The 17,001-nt window shown below is 44.0% G+C and carries 14 protein-coding genes; 7 read left to right on the top strand and 7 right to left on the bottom strand.

Annotation, left to right across the window (positions count from 1 at the left end; all coding sequences use genetic code 11):
- The first annotated feature begins 9 nt into the window (after positions 1-9).
- Positions 10-639 (top strand): demethoxyubiquinone hydroxylase family protein, encoded by a 630-nt coding sequence (locus tag V7R39_RS06120; RefSeq protein WP_334029343.1) that lies wholly within the window; start codon positions 10-12, stop codon positions 637-639.
- A 485-nt stretch (positions 640-1,124) separates the two neighbouring features.
- On the top strand, positions 1,125-1,691 hold the full coding sequence (gene efpL / locus V7R39_RS06115; RefSeq protein WP_032096555.1) for an elongation factor P-like protein EfpL: 567 nt from the start codon (positions 1,125-1,127) through the stop codon (positions 1,689-1,691).
- A gap of 76 nt (positions 1,692-1,767) precedes the next feature.
- Here the strand turns inward: efpL and ahpF are convergent, their stop codons facing one another.
- Together ahpF and ahpC are read right to left on the bottom strand one after the other, a co-directional pair.
- Complete coding sequence (gene ahpF / locus V7R39_RS06110; protein ID WP_334029340.1) at positions 1,768-3,381, bottom strand: alkyl hydroperoxide reductase subunit F; 1,614 nt, start codon at positions 3,379-3,381, stop codon at positions 1,768-1,770.
- A 166-nt stretch (positions 3,382-3,547) separates the two neighbouring features.
- Entirely contained in the window at positions 3,548-4,105 is a 558-nt protein-coding gene (ahpC, locus tag V7R39_RS06105) for an alkyl hydroperoxide reductase subunit C (protein WP_438823436.1), read from the bottom strand.
- Between the two features lie 285 nt (positions 4,106-4,390).
- Between ahpC and V7R39_RS06100 the strand changes: the two genes are divergently transcribed.
- Together V7R39_RS06100 and V7R39_RS06095 are read left to right on the top strand one after the other, a co-directional pair.
- Positions 4,391-5,710 carry a DUF2252 family protein gene (locus V7R39_RS06100; protein ID WP_334029337.1) on the top strand — a complete coding sequence of 440 codons (1,320 nt, stop codon included), beginning with the start codon at positions 4,391-4,393 and terminating at the stop codon, positions 5,708-5,710.
- A gap of 344 nt (positions 5,711-6,054) precedes the next feature.
- On the top strand, positions 6,055-8,664 hold the full coding sequence (locus V7R39_RS06095) for an ExeM/NucH family extracellular endonuclease (protein WP_334029335.1): 2,610 nt from the start codon (positions 6,055-6,057) through the stop codon (positions 8,662-8,664).
- 54 nt (positions 8,665-8,718) lie between these two features.
- Here V7R39_RS06095 and V7R39_RS06090 read toward each other — a convergent pair whose 3' ends face one another.
- Complete coding sequence (locus tag V7R39_RS06090) at positions 8,719-10,485, bottom strand: response regulator (RefSeq protein ID WP_334029333.1); 1,767 nt, start codon at positions 10,483-10,485, stop codon at positions 8,719-8,721.
- A 170-nt stretch (positions 10,486-10,655) separates the two neighbouring features.
- Complete coding sequence (locus tag V7R39_RS06085; protein ID WP_334029331.1) at positions 10,656-11,336, bottom strand: 2OG-Fe(II) oxygenase; 681 nt, start codon at positions 11,334-11,336, stop codon at positions 10,656-10,658.
- 220 nt (positions 11,337-11,556) lie between these two features.
- Between V7R39_RS06085 and V7R39_RS06080 the strand changes: the two genes are divergently transcribed.
- From V7R39_RS06080 to rluF, 3 genes are all read left to right on the top strand, one after another.
- A complete protein-coding gene (locus tag V7R39_RS06080; RefSeq protein WP_334029328.1) occupies positions 11,557-13,107 on the top strand; it encodes a bifunctional GNAT family N-acetyltransferase/carbon-nitrogen hydrolase family protein in 1,551 nt (516 codons plus the stop codon).
- 223 nt (positions 13,108-13,330) lie between these two features.
- Complete coding sequence (locus V7R39_RS06075) at positions 13,331-14,146, top strand: hypothetical protein (RefSeq protein ID WP_334029325.1); 816 nt, start codon at positions 13,331-13,333, stop codon at positions 14,144-14,146.
- 140 nt (positions 14,147-14,286) lie between these two features.
- Positions 14,287-15,033, top strand: a complete 747-nt coding sequence (rluF, locus tag V7R39_RS06070; protein WP_334029322.1) for a 23S rRNA pseudouridine(2604) synthase RluF — start codon at positions 14,287-14,289, stop codon at positions 15,031-15,033.
- Between the two features lie 181 nt (positions 15,034-15,214).
- On the opposite strand, the gene rpsO is transcribed toward rluF, so the two are convergent.
- The 3 genes from rpsO to rbfA form a co-directional block, all read right to left on the bottom strand.
- Positions 15,215-15,484: a 30S ribosomal protein S15 gene (gene rpsO, locus V7R39_RS06065; protein ID WP_032096567.1), complete on the bottom strand. Its 270-nt coding sequence runs from the start codon at positions 15,482-15,484 to the stop codon at positions 15,215-15,217.
- A gap of 132 nt (positions 15,485-15,616) precedes the next feature.
- On the bottom strand, positions 15,617-16,591 hold the full coding sequence (truB, locus tag V7R39_RS06060) for a tRNA pseudouridine(55) synthase TruB (protein WP_334029319.1): 975 nt from the start codon (positions 16,589-16,591) through the stop codon (positions 15,617-15,619).
- Entirely contained in the window at positions 16,592-16,993 is a 402-nt protein-coding gene (gene rbfA / locus V7R39_RS06055; RefSeq protein WP_032096569.1) for a 30S ribosome-binding factor RbfA, read from the bottom strand.
- Positions 16,994-17,001: the final 8 nt, after the last annotated feature.

Raw genomic sequence — 17,001 nt, 5'->3', positions numbered from 1 at the left:
GGAAAAGTAATGTCGATAATAAGTAAAGCGATGACCGACAATTCGATAAGTCTAGTAGACAAAGAGTTACGAGCTAGTCACGCCGGCGAGACTGGAGCAGTTTGGATTTACCGCGGCGCCCTTACCGCCGATTTCTTAGTAAGCATGGTGGCAGACCTTTGGGCTAAGTTAAGCCTGCAAACACAGAGTCGAAAAAAAGAGGAAAAGCATAAGAAAAAAGAGAGCGTGTCTTCGTTTGCTTCTGAGCATCTGGCCACTGAAAAGAATCATCTCGATATATTTGAAAACCACATGCCCCCGTTTCGAGGCAGCTATATGCTACTGCTGTGGATGGTAGCAGGCTTTATGACAGGTTTTCTTCCAAGGGTTTTGGGGCGTAACTGGTTTTTTTATACCATCTATTGCGTTGAGTATTTTGTTGATGAGCACTACGAAGAACAGTGCGGCCTGCTTGAGAGCGTTGAACCTACGCCCTTTGATGTGTTGGAAAAATTTAGACAGTGCCAGTCAGACGAGCAAAGTCACAGAGACGAAGCGTACAATGCAATGACTACTCCCCCAACGCGTGCCATGAAATTATGGGGTAACATGGTAGGTAAAGGCTCGGCAATCGCCGTTGTGATGGCAAAGAAAATCTAGGGCTTGTCAGCGTAAATAGATAACCATTGAGTTGGTGGGCTTCTTAGTAGGAAAGTACAAGTAGGAAAGTACCAGGTGGAAAGTGTAGGAAGGAAAACGTAAGTGGGAAAAAAGACAAGAGAAAGGCCGCCACGACAATGTGACGACTGCAAGGTGGAAGCGGATGTTCAGTATCGCGTTAGTTACAAGGGCGAGTGGCATATAATCTGTAAAACTTGCCAGCTAGAGGCATCTGCTTGTAGTGATTATATTTACGGCGGTACATGGAAACGCAATAAGCGTAATTAAAACCGCACGGGTGCTGCTCACCTAACTCTCATCGCCCACAAATCGTCCACAACATGAACGCCAATTTCTTTAAACTATGATTTATAGAATTAACTTTAGCTACAATCCTCTTCCTCATTCGTGCAAAATAGCGGAAGATAGTAGGGAAACTTAACATGGCGACGCGTAGATAAAGCCATTAATAACAGGGTAAGACCATGCCAAAGGCAAGTGAAATTAAAAAAAATCACACCATCGTTTACGGTGGAAAAACATGTATTGTAAGAGATATTGATCGTTCAGTACCTCAGGGCCGCGCTGGCGGAAGCATATATCGTATGCGTATGTACGATGTCGTCAGCGGCGCTAAATTCGACGAAACATTTAAAGACTCAGACATGTTAGAGATGGCTGATTTAGTGCGCCGCCCGGTGATGTTTTCATACATGGACGGCGACGAATTTGTCTTTCTAGATAACGAAGACTACACGCCTTATCATCTAAACAAAGAAAGTATTGCTGATGAAGCCTTGTTCATCAATGAAAAAACTGAGTCTATTCAGGTGTTAATTGTGAGTGATGTGCCCGTTGCCCTCGACTTGCCGATGAGCGTAGAGCTAGAAGTGGTTGAAACTGACCCGTCAATCAAAGGCGCTTCAGCAACCTCGCGTACCAAGCCGGCTACTTTATCTACTGGCCTTGTGGTACAAGTTCCTGAATACATCAGCACTGGCGAATGGATTAAAGTGAACACTGAAGAACGCAAGTTCCAAAGTCGTGCCTAAATTCGACTGGACCATGCCCATAAAAAAACCGGATAAGTAAACTTATCCGGTTTTGGTATCTGCTGACGCTGTTTAGTTAGGCAGCTTCCGTTTCTTTTTCGCTATTTTTTTCGCTAGTTTCTTCAGTGTCAGCTACTTCATGACTTAGCAAGTATTCAAAAGCAGCTAGCGACGCTTTAGCACCCTCGCCCATCGAGATTACGATTTGCTTATAAGGCACTGTTGTCACGTCTCCGGCAGCGAATATGCCAGGCTCAGAAGTATGACATTTACCGTCAATAACAACTTCGCCGTATTGAGTAAGCTCAACGGTATCCTTCATAAATTGGCTATTCGGTACCAATCCAATTTGAACAAACACACCAACTAACTCTTTCGTGTGCACCTCGTTGGTACTGCGATCTTGGTACTCGATAGCATTTACTTTGCCATTTTCAGCTAAAATCTGACGCGTTGCCGCATTCTTGATAATGGTAATGTTGTCACGCTTGTTTGCTTGATCAATCAATACTTGGTCTGCTTTTAATTCAGGCATGAATTCAAAAACAGTCACCGATTTCACAATACCGGCTAAATCAAGGGCTGCCTCAATACCTGAGTTACCGCCACCAATCACAGCAACATCTTTTCCTTTAAAGAATGGACCGTCACAGTGTGGGCAATATGCCACGCCGTTACCTACGTTCTCTCTCTCACCAGGCACACCTAGTTCTCTCCAACGAGCGCCGGTGGCAACAATAAGGCTACGAGTACGAATTTGCTCGCCAGAAGAAAGCGTAATCGTTTTGATATTGCCTTTTTCGATGTTATCAACACGCACATGCTCTTTAAGAGTAATGTCATAATCGCGCACGTGTTCCATCAAGTTACCTACAAGCTCTGGGCCTGTGGTTTTCGACACTGAAATTAAATTCTCAATGCCCATGGTGTCTTTAACTTGGCCGCCAAATGTTTCTGCGATAACCGATACCTTTAAGCCTTTACGAGCGCTGTAGATAGCAGATGCCACACCAGCTGGACCACCGCCAATAACAGTTACGTCTTGTAACGGCATTGACTCGCCTTTGTTGGCGTCTTTTAAACTTGGGTTTTGTTCAATAAGCTTATTAATAAGTACAGCAGCATCTACTTTACCGTTAGCGAATAGTTCGCCGTTTAAGTAAACGCTTGGTACGCCCTGAATGTCACGTTCTTCAATAACGTTTTGATACAAACCGCCGTCTATCATCTCAGACGTAATGTTTGGATTGATTAACGCAAACTGATTTAGTGCTTGAACGACTTCTGGGCAGTTGTGGCAGCTTAGGCTGATAAACACTTCAAAATTGAGTGGCTCGCTCACTGCTTTTACTATAGACGCTACGCTGTCATCCAGCTTTAATTCGGTTCCTGAAGCATGCAGCATGGCCAGAATCAGTGAGTTAAACTCATGACCGCCCGGTATACCTGAAAATCTGATCCCCGTATCTTTGCCATCAGCTTCTAATAAAAAACTTACAGAGCTGCGAAGTACGCCGTTTGTGTCGCGTTCTTCAACGCTAAGTTTATCACTTATACCTGCAATGTCGGACAGAAAGCCAACAAGCTCTTCACGCTTGCTGTGTTCACCGGTCTGTACGACAAAGGTTACGTCTTTTTGCATTTTCTCGGTATAACCCTTCAATGCTTGTAGAATTTCTTTAGTTAACACGGTTGTCCTGCCTTATTTTCGACATGCCGATCCCCGCCAACCATTTTTGATGGTCAACTTATAAGCGGAAACTGGAAAGTTAAATAAAAATTGAATAGAGGGAGCGAGAATTCACTCCCTATCAACTAATTGCGTTTTTGGAAAAACGCATTAGTTACGTCAGTACTTAGATTTTACCAACTAGGTCAAGTGAAGGTGCTAGTGTTGCTTCGCCTTCTTTCCATTTTGCTGGACATACTTCACCTGGGTTGTTCGCTACGTACTGAGCCGCTTTGATTTTGCGTACTAGGTCATCTGCGTCACGGCCGATGCCTTCAGACGTGATCTCCATTGCTTGTACAATACCTTCTGGGTCTACAACAAACGTTGCACGGTCAGCTAGGCCCATTGTTTCACGCATGCAATCGAAGTTGCGTGTGATTTCGCCCGTTGGGTCGCCAATCATTGCAAATTTGATTTTGTTGATTGTATCTGAAGAATCGTGCCATGCTTTGTGAGTGAAGTGAGTGTCAGTAGATACTGAGAATACTTCTACACCACGAGACTGTAGCTCTTCGTACTTATCAGCGATGTCACCAAGCTCAGTTGGGCATACAAATGTGAAGTCAGCTGGGTAAAATACGAATACTGACCATTTGCCTTTAATGTCTTCACTACTTACGTCAATAAATTCGCCGTCTTTAAATGCTGTTGCTTTAAAAGGCTTAATAGCAGTATTGATCATTGCCATGTTTAGATTCTCCGTTATGGTTTAAGAAAGAATGTTTTTAAATTAGATTCGTAAGCCAGTAGCATACGAGCGTAATCTTTACGTTTTTTATGACCACTTGGTTTTGCAATTTTTGTTTCGCTAAATTCAAGTGCCCTTCAACTTGATGCAAAGAATAGCGCGCTAATTTATAAAACACTAATTGGTAAATGTGAATCGTCTAATCAAGTTATTGAATCGAACGATTAAAACTTATCAAATATGATTAAAAACAACGCGATATAACACCGGAGTAGTCTAATGCGAAACTCGCGACTTGCCCAAGACATTGCCAGAATTGATGGTTCGACACCGTCAAGGACGATCGGAAAACATATAAAAATGGCTTCAAGCCCTTTTGTTTTCTTCCGCGGTACTGCACAGCTATTTTACTCCGACGTATATAATGGGGTCATATCCCTGCCAGACAACCTCAATGCCATTCCTCTGACAAGTATTGTGGGTGATTGCCACTTGTCTAATTTTGGGTTTCTTACCGAAGAGGGCTCCCACGGTGATACCGTTATCTTTTCACCCAACGATTTTGACGATGCCTGCGTTGGCAGAGCGCACTGGGACATAATGCGGTTGCTCACGTCATTTACTCTATCTCAGATACATTGTGAAGGTATTGTAAGTGGGGTCTTTGTGGATAACGACGTTGACACAACAAAACCCGTCATTAGCAAAACCGACGTGATAAACGCACAACATGCTTTTTTAAGCGCTTACATCGAAACCTGCCGTAGAGTGACCGAAGATGAAGCCGTGATTAACGAAGCGGTTAACTGGCGACCTGATAAAGTAGCCACAAAATTGGCCAAGCTTTACGATAAGGCAGTATTGAGAAGCGCTAACGGCAGCGCTTTTACAACAAGAAGTGCCCTTGCACGGGCGGTAGTCTTTAATGATGGGACTTTGTCATTTAAATCGAACAGCGCAAAATTCACTCCGCTAACTAACGAAGAATATTCTGCACTCTACAACGCCTTTGCGCCCTTTATGGATGACTCAGTGGTTGATATCGTGCGCCGCGAGGATGCCGGAACCGGCTCGGTAAACCTCGACCGCTTCTATTTTTTAGTCGGTCCCAAAAAACCACATACTTCGGTGAGTTTTTCCCATTGTCATATCGTAGAAGTGAAACAACAGCGTGAAGCTGCTCCGCTTCATCACTTCGCATCCCTTTGCCCCGTCAATCAGCTTAATCCTGCTCATTTAACCGCGCGAAGCCAGCGACGAATGCAGCGTAATCCGGACCTTATCCTCGACGAAGCGATTTTTGACAATAAGCACTATCTCATCCGTTCGCGACATCACGCAAAAGTTGGCATTTCACCTGAAGATGTCGTCATGGGCAAAAAAGCAAACCAAGGCGGCTTTAACTACTTTGCAGAGCTTTGTGGCTATTCATTGGCGCTGGCGCATTGTCGTGGAGACCGTCGCAGCACGCGATTTGCCACAGCTGCTTGTAAATTATTGCCAGACGCACGTGAACACATGGTCACCGCCTCGAATGAATATGCAAATAAAGTGCTCGATGATTATGCATACTTTTGCGAGGAGCTGGCTTTGTCATGATCTGCTTTTGTAAGGGGTGCGCTTCGATATGCACTTTTTTGTGAAGGTATGCGCGTATCTTACGCTAGTGCATTACTTCACCGAGTTTTTAGTTACTAAAAACAACGCAGTACTGTTACTTAACGCTATTACTGAGCTCCTTAGCGATAGCCAATGTGATAAATAAACTTACCTATACAACTTAAGTCACTGTTTATAAATGAAATATCAAAAAACAGCTTGAATATACTTAAGTCATATTTACGCTTAAAAAATCCCTATACGGTAGTGTAAGCAACAATAATGTTGCCTGCCCTCACGGGCATAAAAAAATAAAAAAACACTACTATAAAAGGGAAAATGACGTGAGAACATCACTATCTTTACTTAGCGCAGGGATCCTATCTGCGCTCTCACTTTCTGCAGCAACTAACGTCGCATTGGCAAACGACATTGTCATCAGCGGTGTGATTGACGGCCCTTTATCGGGCGGTGTACCAAAAGCAGTTGAGCTTTATGTGATAAATGACGTTTCTGACCTATCCGAGTATGGCATTGGAAGTGCCAATAACGGTGGCGGTAGCGATGGTGAAGAATTTACGTTTCCAGTTCAAAGTGCGTCAGCAGGAACGTACCTGTATATCGCCTCAGAAATAGACGGCTTTACTAGCTTTTTCGGTATGGCTCCAGACTTTGATAGCTCAGCAATGGGTATTAATGGTGATGATGCAGTCGAGCTTTTCAAAGACGGCAACGTTATTGATACCTTTGGCGACATAAACGTTGATGGTAACGGCACTGCTTGGGAATACCTAGATGGATGGGCCTACCGTAGCAATGGACAAACCGCAAACGCAGGAACTTTTAATGATGAAAACTGGGCATACAGCGGTGTTGATGCCCTTGACGGTGCTAACACTAACGCAGAAGCATCTACGCCATTTCCTTTAGGTACCTTTACCACAGAAGGCGGCGGTGATGTAGAAGCTCCACCTGTAGAGCCACCAGTTGCGCTAGGCGTTTGTGGCGAAGATGCAACACTCATCAGCGTAATACAAGGCTCTGACGCTGCCTCTGAAGAAGCAGGAAATAGTCATATTGTTGAAGCCATAATTACGGGTACACGACAAGGCGGCTTCTTTATTCAAGAAGAAAACGCTGATAGCGATGGCGATGCAACGACATCTGAGGCGATAATTGTCGAAGGCGAGACGGACATCACAGTTGGCAATGTTATTCGTTTATATGGAAGCGTGACTGAAAACTTTGGCATGACCACCATAGAGATGGATAGTGATGTTGTAGCTGAAGATTGCGGTGCGAGCGATGATGTCATGACCACTAGCATTTCAATGCCTTACGAAGAAGATTTAGAAGCTATTGAAGGAATGTTAGTTAGCGTCACCGATGCCACGGTAACCAGCACCAATTCGCTTTGGCGTTTCGGTGAAATTGTGGTGAGTGATAGTGTTAAACGTCAGCCAAGCGATATTGCCCCTCCCCTTTCTGATGCTTTTGCTGCTGCACAGACAGAGAGCGAAGCTAGCCTATTAACTATTGAAGATAACAGCGGTTCACAATACCCAGATGCCATCAGCTTCTTCCCCAACTTTAGCTACGCAAATACCATTCGTATTGGCGACACTGTGTCTGCATCGGGCCCGCTGAATTTCAGTTTTGGGACTTACCGCATCAATCCTACGGACGTCATTGCGGTTACCTCTACCCGCGAAGATACCCCAGTGGTCAGCGAGGGTAATCTGTCAGTAGCTACCTTTAACGTCCTGAACTATTTCAATGGTGATGAAGATGCAAACGGTGAACTGACGTTCGACTACGACGATAATCGCGGCGCTGGAAGCGAAGCGGCTTTTGCACTTCAAGAAGGTCGTATAGTAGAAGCCATTGTTGATTTAAATGCTGACGTGGTCGGCCTCATGGAAATCGAGAACGATGGTTTTGGCGATGATAGTGCCATTCAGTCTTTACTTAATGCCATTAATGCTCAGCTTGGCGAAGCAGAGCAATACGCGTTTATCAGTACTGCTGATAACTCGCAAATTGGCACTGACGCAATTACTGTCGGGCTGTTGTATCGCGGCACAGTGGTAACGCCACAAGGCGATGCAGTAATAGTGGCGATGCCTGAACAACAAGTATCGGAAGATAGACTAGCGAGAATGCGTCCGTCGCTAGTGCAAACCTTCGAGCACACTGAAAGCGGCGAAACGTTTGCCGTTGCAGTCAACCACTTCAAGTCAAAGGGCTCGCAGTGTGCCGAAGATGTTGCAGAAGCGCCTTCTGATATTGATACCATTCAGGGTAGCTGTAACGCACTTCGTGTATCTGCTGCCATCACGCTAGGTAATGCGCTAAATGAGGAAACACTGCCTGAGCGCAAAATAATATTGGGCGATTTAAATGCTTACAGCGCAGAAGACCCTGTTGCAGTGCTTACCGACTACACGCCAGAAAACCGCGGTTACACGATTAAAACTGCGATTAACACTGGAATGGATGAGGGTGAATCTGTCGAGGTGGACGCAAGCTATGGTTATCATAATCTTGCAGAAACCTTTGATGAAGATGGTTTTTCTTACTGGTTCTTTGGTACCGAGCAAGTGGGTAGCCTAGACCACGTATTAGCAAGCGATGCCATGCTAGAAGACGCCGTTGATGGCACACATTGGAACATCAATTCTGTTGAAGCCTATCAACTTCAATATAACCAGGCACTTCGATTCTACCCAGATGAAGAAGGTTATGCGTTTACTGATATTGGTCCTTTTAGAAGCTCTGACCACGACCCGTTTATTGCTACGTTCAATTTAGTCGCTGACGAGCCAGCTCCGCTTCCAATACCCGATGAGGACGAAGATAGTTCTGGTGGCTCAATGGGAGGAATTCTAACATTGCTTGCTGCAATGGTTGGCTTTCGCCGTTGGTCTGCTGTTTCTAAAAAACGCGCTAGCTAAACGTCGAAAATAAAACGACAACAAAAAGAGGCAGCGTTTAGCTGCCTCTTTTCGTTACGATGCTTCGCCTTCCTTAGCGCCGTCCTTATTGTTTCTGTTTAAAGCGCTGCTGTTTGAAGCGCTTGAGTTCAAAGCGCTGACCTCTTGTGACAAAACGCCAATAAAGTCTGACGCATGCACCTCATTAACTTCAAGCCCTAACTGCTGAATGTATATATCTCGCTTTTCAGCTTGAGTAGGAGAAAGCTTGCCCTCTACCAATACCTTTGCCGCTGCCTTAGCTGACGAAATTTGATCTTCAGTTAAGTCTTCGCTCACATGAATATTAGTAAGAATTTTAAGTAAGCTTAAGGCTACTTGCTTGTCAGTGGGAGAAATTGTTAGCGCCTGTCGAAGGTTGTTGTAAGCAGGACCAAGGCGATTTTCTTTGTAGTTCACCGTCGCCATGTGCTTGAGCTCTTTAGGCGTAAATTGAATTTCGTTTCGTTCTATAGACTCTTGCTTAAGATATTCATCTACCACTTGCGATGTGAACGTATCGCCCTCAATTTGCTTTCGAAGTTTTTCCAAAATACTAATGCAGTGCTCACGCATACCCAGCTCGTGAAAAGCTTTCATCTTATCCAGACTGTCTTCCATAGACAGACCATCCGTATTCGCTGAGCTTTGCTTCATCACTTGCTCAGCGCCTTTCTTGTCATCTTTTAGACAAAGCACTCTGGCTTTAATAACGTTCACTTGCTCGCCCAGTTCAGCGCGTACCCCTTTTTGCTGCGCGACATTATCAAGGTCGTGTTGCGCACGTTGAATATACTTTTCAGCATCAGTGCCGCCAAGGCTAGTGGCTAAATCGATGGTAGAGCGTATTACATTCAAAGAAAGCTGAGGTGAGTCATGAATAGAGTTTTTAGCAAATTTCGCCATATTTTGTACAGCAGATAGCTGGCCAATCTTGTCGTGATTTAACCGTGCTAAATCCCATAAGCGTTTATTTCGTTCGATGTTTCTCGGTGCAAGTCGACTCGCCTCTTTCATTTGTTCGTAGGCAATATCGAACTGCTCTTTTTCAATAAAATACTGAGCGAGTAAATCGAACGTAAGAAAGCGGGTGTCAGGCCGCTGTAGCAAATCATCTACAATTAGTTGAGCCTCTTCTAGCTCGTCTTGTCGAAGTAGCGCGCGCGTGAGCCCAATGTGTACCCAGGCGTGATCCATACTTTGCAGCAGCTCTCGAAAGTAATTCTCAGCGGTTTCAAAGTCTCGCAATTGCAGCAGACAATCGCCAATTAAGCGCTTTATTCTCGGGTGATATTCTATTAACGAGCTGTCTTTTAATTGTCGCTCTGCGTAATACATGGCCGTGGAATAATCGCCATTTTGCATGCAGTGCAGCATTTTATGCAGTTTGTATCGAATATGAAGAAGATACTGAAGACGAGAAACTATTTTTGTTCGCTGTAATGGTTTTACCCAGAAATCATGGGGCTGCAGCTCGACAATGCAGTTTACCAGCTCTGTAGACGTTTCAGCGCTTAAGAAAATAACCGTGGTGGTATCGTTGATATAATTAAGGTGTTTCAACTCTTCAAATAAGTGAAAGCCATCCTTATCGTGACTGACATTAAAGGCAAGTAAAACAAAATCAAACTGTCTGGTTTCGCATAAGCGTTTCGCATGAAAGGCATTAAAAGCGCTACTTACATGCTTTATCCCAACTTCGTGCAGTGCTGAGGCCACTACATCGTGCACTAATCCTTGATTATCAATAACCAATACATGAAGGTCTTCTCTTGGTACGGGATCAGGGATTTTTTCCAACATTTCACAACCACTTCTTACGTCTTTTCCTTAAGTAACACAGCGTTGATTATAAGTGCCTCAATTTGGGCAAAAGACTTACAGTAACGAAATAACAACGCTGTGGACAAGTATGCATAGTATTGCATCTGGACAGATATTAGCACTTACCTCCCATATTGCGCTAGTCATGGTTATCTTGGTGGGTCTATTTGTCCATTAATACTACCATTTACTCTAAACCACCCCGCCACTGAATGACGCTGACGGTTTGACGTTTTGACTTCATGGGGAAATTGTTCACTTAAAAAAATTACAAACGTCCCCTTTTCTGGTCGCACTGTAAAACCCGTCGCATCGTCTTCACTTGTATACAAAACAAGTTCACCGCCATCACTTTCTTGCCATTGCTCATTAAGATAGGCTACCAGTGAGAGCGCCCTGTTACTTTGCCCTATGAAGGCGTCTACGTGGCGTTTGTAATATGCTCCTACATCGTAACAAGCAAAGTGACTCTCAAATGAAAACAGTCCCATAAACAGCGTTTTATTAATATAGGTTTTAAGAGCTTCACACCACGATAGCCAGATTTCCCCTTCCACCGTATTGCCAGTAATCCAGCTGATATCGTCTGTGCGTATAGCATCTACATGCTGAAAATTTGATGCTCTACCAATACCGGCTTTTTGATATTCACTGTCCGCCATAGCCCGCTGACAGGACAGCAATGCGCCAGTAATAAAACTAGGCAGCGCGCGGTGCTGAACACTAAACCCTTGCTTCACTAAGTCGTTAACGATTGACTCGAAAAGGGCCTCATCAAAAACAGGAAGAGGGTTAACATTGGTAAGGTGAGTAACGTTAAGACTTTGCATGATGTATTCGAAAAATGATTTGTCAGCGTTATAGAGCTAATCAGCCTTATTCACAACATATATCACTGCTTACGAGCCGCTTTTTTTTTGTTGTGATCCACAAAATTTCTTATCGCTCAATAAAAAGCATGGTTTTTGCTTATTTTTAATTAAATGTATGATTGAATGTAAACACACTTTGAACGGCCCTGCCTAGACGTAACGCAAAAGAGAGTTGTTAATGAGTCAAGATCAAACACAGATAGAAGAGACAGAGCATCACCTCGACTTACGAAATTTACGATTAGATGACTACAACGATGTCAAAGATCTTATGGATAAGGTTTATGCCAATGTTGGCGGCGCGTGGCCCTATTCAAATTACAAAGCACAAGTAACCACGTTTTCTGATGGTCAAATTTGTATAGAAGATAAGGGCAAAGTGGTTGCTTTCGCTATATCAGTCATTGTTGATTATGATCAATTTGGTGACAAACATAGCTACGATGAAATCACTGGCGATGCCTACCTTACTACTCACGATCCAAATGGTGATGTACTTTACGGCGTTGAAGTTATCGTTAGCCCTGAATACAGAGGGCTAAGACTTGGCAGAAGGTTGTACGAAGCAAGAAAAGAGTTGTGCCGAAATCTTAATCTGAAGTCGATTATGGCCGGTGGTCGAATTCCCAATTATCGCAACCATGCCCAGGAATTGACCCCATATGAATACATTGAGCAAGTAAAACTGAAGGATATTTACGATCCTATCCTTACCTTTCAATTGTCAAATGGGTTTGAAGTAAAGCAAGTAATGACTGCCTACCTCCCCGAAGATGAGGCGTCACAAGGGTATGCCACGCTTTTACAATGGCATAATATTTATTACGAGCCAGGCACACCGTCGTTAATTGCAAGTCGAAAACTGAGTGCCAGGATAGGCTGTATTCAATGGCAGATGCGCTACTTCAACAACGTAGAAGAGCTTTTACAGCAGGTTGAATACTTTGTCGATGCGTTGTCAGATTACTCCTGTGATGTCGCTCTGTTCCCTGAGTTTTTCAATGCACCTCTTATGGGGCTATGTCCGACAGAGTCGTCCATAGACGCAATATGGCACCTTGCTACCTATACCGATGAAATCCTTACGTCGGTGTCTCATTTAGCCGTGTCTTATAACATCACTATTATTGCGGGTTCTATGCCTGTGGTAGAAGATGATTTGCTTTATAACGTAAGCTATATCTGTAAGCGTGATGGCACCATAGAAAGTCAGTATAAGCTGCACCCTACCCCTCATGAAAAAGAAGACTGGATCATGAAAGGCGGAAATAGCCTGAAAACCTTTGATACCGACTTCGGCAAAATAGGCGTGCTTATTTGTTACGACGTTGAGTTTCCAGAGCTGGCGCGCATTCTTGCAGATCAGGAAATGCAAATTCTCTTCGTACCGTTTTGGACAGACACAAAAAATGGCTACTTACGCGTTAGACGCTGTGCGCAAGCAAGAGCCATTGAAAATGAGTGCTATGTGGCGATTGCTGGCAGCGTAGGTAACTTACCGAAAGTAGACAACGTTGATATTCAATACGGACAAACTGCGGTATTTTCACCTAGTGACTTTGCTTTCCCTCACGATGCTATTGTGTCTGAAACAACGCCAAACACAGAAATGACGCTCATTGTTGATTTAGATTTAGACAAGCTGACTAAACTGCAAAACGAAGGTTCGGTGAGAAATTATTTAGATAGGCGTCGCGACCTTTACCGAGTTGAGTGGATGGGCGATTAAACACCCTTCAAAGGCGAACACAACAGCGTGAAGTGTTCGCCTTTTTACTATCTCCTCGTGCGAAGGCGTTAAACTGATAAGCCGTGGCATTTAATTAAAATAAGCGATACCATGATGTAGTGAGCAAAGAATTAGCGTTTCTTGCGGTAAACCTGTGCCTTAGGCTTTGTAAAGTAAGGTTTAATCGGTGAAGAAACAACCAGAATGAGAATGTAACGATATTATGCCTAACAACTCAAAAAATGATGAATTTCCAACTATTAGGTTAGATGACGAAGACCGTCGCGATTATCAAACCAAGCGCCAAACGTCACCTGGTAGCACTTCCTCGCCCTCTCCAGCAACAAGCACCTCATCATCATCCGGTGGTAACGGTATTTGGGTAGCGTTGATTGCCCTTATTGCCCTATCTGCGTGCGGTGGTTGTTATTATTTATTCACATTACTTGAACAGCAAAAAGCCATTGCTGAGCGAGCAGAAGAGCGCATCATGTTACTGGAAAATAAACTCTCTGCTACTGGTGAAGAAATGGGCGAATCGACCGTTGCTCTGCAAGTAAAAGTCAATGAACTGAATGATAAAACCAGTGAATTATGGGAACAAATGGATAAGCTTTGGGCTTCTGCATGGCGCAGAAACCAAAAAGAAATTGCAGATTTAGGTGAGCGCGTCAGTAAGGTTCAAAGTGCCGCAAATAAAGACATAAATGCGGTGTCTGAAGATGTAGATGCACAATCAGCAACCATGGGCTCGTTGAAAAATCAGCTAGCCTCAGTCGCTGATGAGCTTTTGGCAGTGAACGTTCGTCTTGAGCAAACTGCGGATGACAAGGCAGGTACACAACAAGACGTTAAAAACTTAGCTGACACCCTATCAGTGCTTGAAAAGCGCAACGCAACCTTATCTGGCAGACTGAACAGCTTAGAAAACGAAATTAGGGAAATTGCTACCAAGGTGGTATCAGGTACAAGCGCGAGTAATTCAAACGGTGCCCCTGCAGCAGGAGCAAGCCCTGCTGCATCGCCAAATGCCGGCTAAAAAGCAAAGCGATGTACCAACACGGTATGAATAAAGGGGCTCACTGCCCCTTTATTCGTGTTGCAGCCGCTATTTTCTATTTAACGAGTCGTGGTGACTTACCAACACACAGCCCTTAACAACAGAGGAAACCGTGTTCAATGAGCGAGCAGACGCTTAAACGCTTGAATAAATACATTAGTGATACCGGATTATGCTCTCGCCGTGAGGCCGATAAACTTATTGAGCAAAATCGCGTTACCATTAACGGCAAAATACCAGAGTTAGGCACTAAAGTAGGCCCTAACGACACTGTGGAAGTTGATAAAAAGCGTATTGGCGCTGTTGCCAAGGACAAATCAGATCGCGTCTATCTTGTTTATAATAAGCCCATTGGGATCACCTGTACCACAGAGCATCATGTGAAAGGCAATATTATTGATGCCATTGGTCACAAAGAGCGAATTTTTCCCGTAGGACGCCTCGACAAGCCTTCAGAGGGACTTATTATCTTAACTAGCGATGGTGACATCGTAAACAAAATATTGCGTGCAGAGAACGCCCACGACAAAGAGTACGAAGTCACGGTAGATCAACCAGTAAGTGAGAGGTTTTTAACTAAAATGTCCCGCGGCGTACCTATTTTAGGGACGGTGACCAAGCCATGTACAGTTAAGCAAACAGGCAGAAATAAATTTACTATTATTTTAACCCAGGGCCTTAACAGGCAGATTCGTAGAATGTGTGAATTTTTAGGGTATGAAGTGACTAAGTTAAAGCGCACAAGAATTATGCATTTAGCGTTAAGTAACCTTCGTCCAGGACAATGGCGAGAACTCACCACTCGGGAACTAGCTACTTTGAATAATGCGGTAAAACACTCAACTAAGACATCGCAAGAAAAGTGAGACGGTGTAGGTGTTTTAAAGAAGAGTGCTCACCGGTAATCGTGAAAGCACGTGTAAACGTGCTCATAAAACAGTTATAAAACGTCTGTAAACCCCAACTAAGATAGCAGTAAAAAGATAGCACTAGATTCAAGGCACAAAAAAAGCGTCCAATGGACGCTTTTTTTGTATAACCCAAGTCTTATCGACGAAGGCCTAGACGCTTGATAAGGTCAAGGTAACGCTGAGCGTTCTTGCCTTTAAGGTAATCTAGTAGCTTACGACGCTGGCTAACCATACGAAGAAGACCACGACGTGAATGGTGATCTTTCTTATGATCAGCAAAGTGACCTTGAAGCTTGTTGATGTTGTGAGTAAGCAAAGCTACTTGAACTTCTGGTGAACCAGTGTCGCCTTCTTTAACGCCGTACTCAGCAATGATTTTTGCAGTTTGTTCTTTAGTTAGTGACATAACATTCTCCTAAATTATGTTCCGCCGATCACTAATTCAGCAGAACGGAATGAAGCGCGTATTATAATGACGCTTGCCCAGTTAGCAAGCCACAAAGGCACTTTCTTTTTATTATTTCTTCGCTACTATCTTTTAAGAAGGATATACCACCCGTCGTTTTGGATTAACGAAGATTTCGTTTTTGGGCTGTCCCTGATCTCGCGGGTCTTTTACCCCCTCACCTACGCCTAAAAACAACAAATCGTCTGCCTGCTGATGATAAACACGGTAGGAAACACCAGCGATAAGTTCTGCTTCGCAGACACCCTTAACACTTTGACCATGGTCGAAGCGACTGCGTTCTTCATCATTAATAGTAACACGAGACAAGCGACTTACAGCTGTATCCATGGGGATAAGAAAGGCATCTAATGCGCCAAATTCACCCTCATCGAGTGATTCTTGCGTGCTGGTAAGGATATCTAATGACACCATTTTATCCGTTGGATAATCTGCAACTTCAGTGCGATGCAAACGTGTTACATAGGCGCCACAACCTAGATTTTGACCTAAGTCGTCAACAATTGAGCGTATGTAAGTTCCTTTGCTGCACTTTATTCGCATATCCACGTAAGGCAATTCGATGCGCAAAACATCAAGCTCAAAAACCTCAATATCGCGAGGCTCTCTCTCTATTTCAATACCTTGACGGGCGTAGAAATACAAAGGCTTGCCTTGATGTTTGAGCGCGGAAAACATAGAGGGTATCTGCTTGCTTTTACCTAAAAATGCCAGACAAGCTTCGTTAACCTGTGCATCAGTAACATCAACGGGCTTCTCTTCAACTACTTCGCCATCAGCATCTGAAGTGGTGGTACGAACACCTAATTGAGCGGTAACTTCATAGGTCTTTTCGGCATCGAGCAAGAACTGAGAAAACTTAGTTGCCTCACCTAAACACAATGGCAACATGCCGCTGGCTAAAGGGTCTAGTGCACCTGTGTGTCCAGCCTTTACAGCCTTATACAACCATCGAACCTTTTGAAGCAGCTGGTTAGATGACCCGCCAAGCGGCTTATCAAGTAGTACTATGCCGTTAATATCACGGCCTTTACGTCGTCTTGCCATTTACTCCGACTCTTGTTCGTCATCAAGGTCGCGCTTTGACTCATCAGAAGCAATGGTTTGAGACACCAAGTTTGAGATACGCATACCTTCAATAATCGACCGGTCTTCGAAGAAATGAAGATCAGGTACCGAACGCATGCGTAAACGCTTCGCTAGTATGCTGCGAACAAAGCCTTTAAGCTCTTTAAGCTGCTTAAGCTGCACTTTGCCTTCTTCTTCAGTGCTGTTGTAGATAGTGACGTAGATTTTCGCGTGTGCTAAATCTCGTGATACCTCAACTTCAGACACAGTGATTAGCGGCATGTCGCCTACTCTGTGCTTGTATTCGTTTTGAAGGATACTCGCTACTTCTTTATGAACTTGCTGAGCGACCCTATCGGTACGTGAAAATTCACGAGCCATTGTAAACT

Source organism: Alteromonas sp. P256 (genome assembly GCF_036864455.1).
In the GTDB taxonomy this organism is placed as follows: Bacteria; Pseudomonadota; Gammaproteobacteria; order Enterobacterales; family Alteromonadaceae; genus Alteromonas.
This window is presented reverse-complemented; position numbering and strand designations above follow the sequence as displayed.

What these genes read in the sequence shown, in the direction of transcription:
- V7R39_RS06085 (WP_334029331.1), bottom strand. Translation starts at nt 11,336, where the DNA reads ATGCAAAGTCTTAACGTTACTCACCTTACCAATGTTAACCCTCTTCCT.
- V7R39_RS06075 (WP_334029325.1), top strand. Translation starts at nt 13,331, where the DNA reads ATGCCTAACAACTCAAAAAATGATGAATTTCCAACTATTAGGTTAGAT.
- efpL (WP_032096555.1), top strand. Translation starts at nt 1,125, where the DNA reads ATGCCAAAGGCAAGTGAAATTAAAAAAAATCACACCATCGTTTACGGT.
- rluF (WP_334029322.1), top strand. Translation starts at nt 14,287, where the DNA reads ATGAGCGAGCAGACGCTTAAACGCTTGAATAAATACATTAGTGATACC.
- V7R39_RS06080 (WP_334029328.1), top strand. Translation starts at nt 11,557, where the DNA reads ATGAGTCAAGATCAAACACAGATAGAAGAGACAGAGCATCACCTCGAC.
- V7R39_RS06120 (WP_334029343.1), top strand. Translation starts at nt 10, where the DNA reads ATGTCGATAATAAGTAAAGCGATGACCGACAATTCGATAAGTCTAGTA.
- V7R39_RS06090 (WP_334029333.1), bottom strand. Translation starts at nt 10,485, where the DNA reads ATGTTGGAAAAAATCCCTGATCCCGTACCAAGAGAAGACCTTCATGTA.
- rpsO (WP_032096567.1), bottom strand. Translation starts at nt 15,484, where the DNA reads ATGTCACTAACTAAAGAACAAACTGCAAAAATCATTGCTGAGTACGGC.
- rbfA (WP_032096569.1), bottom strand. Translation starts at nt 16,993, where the DNA reads ATGGCTCGTGAATTTTCACGTACCGATAGGGTCGCTCAGCAAGTTCAT.
- ahpC (WP_438823436.1), bottom strand. Translation starts at nt 4,105, where the DNA reads ATGATCAATACTGCTATTAAGCCTTTTAAAGCAACAGCATTTAAAGAC.
- V7R39_RS06100 (WP_334029337.1), top strand. Translation starts at nt 4,391, where the DNA reads ATGCGAAACTCGCGACTTGCCCAAGACATTGCCAGAATTGATGGTTCG.
- truB (WP_334029319.1), bottom strand. Translation starts at nt 16,591, where the DNA reads ATGGCAAGACGACGTAAAGGCCGTGATATTAACGGCATAGTACTACTT.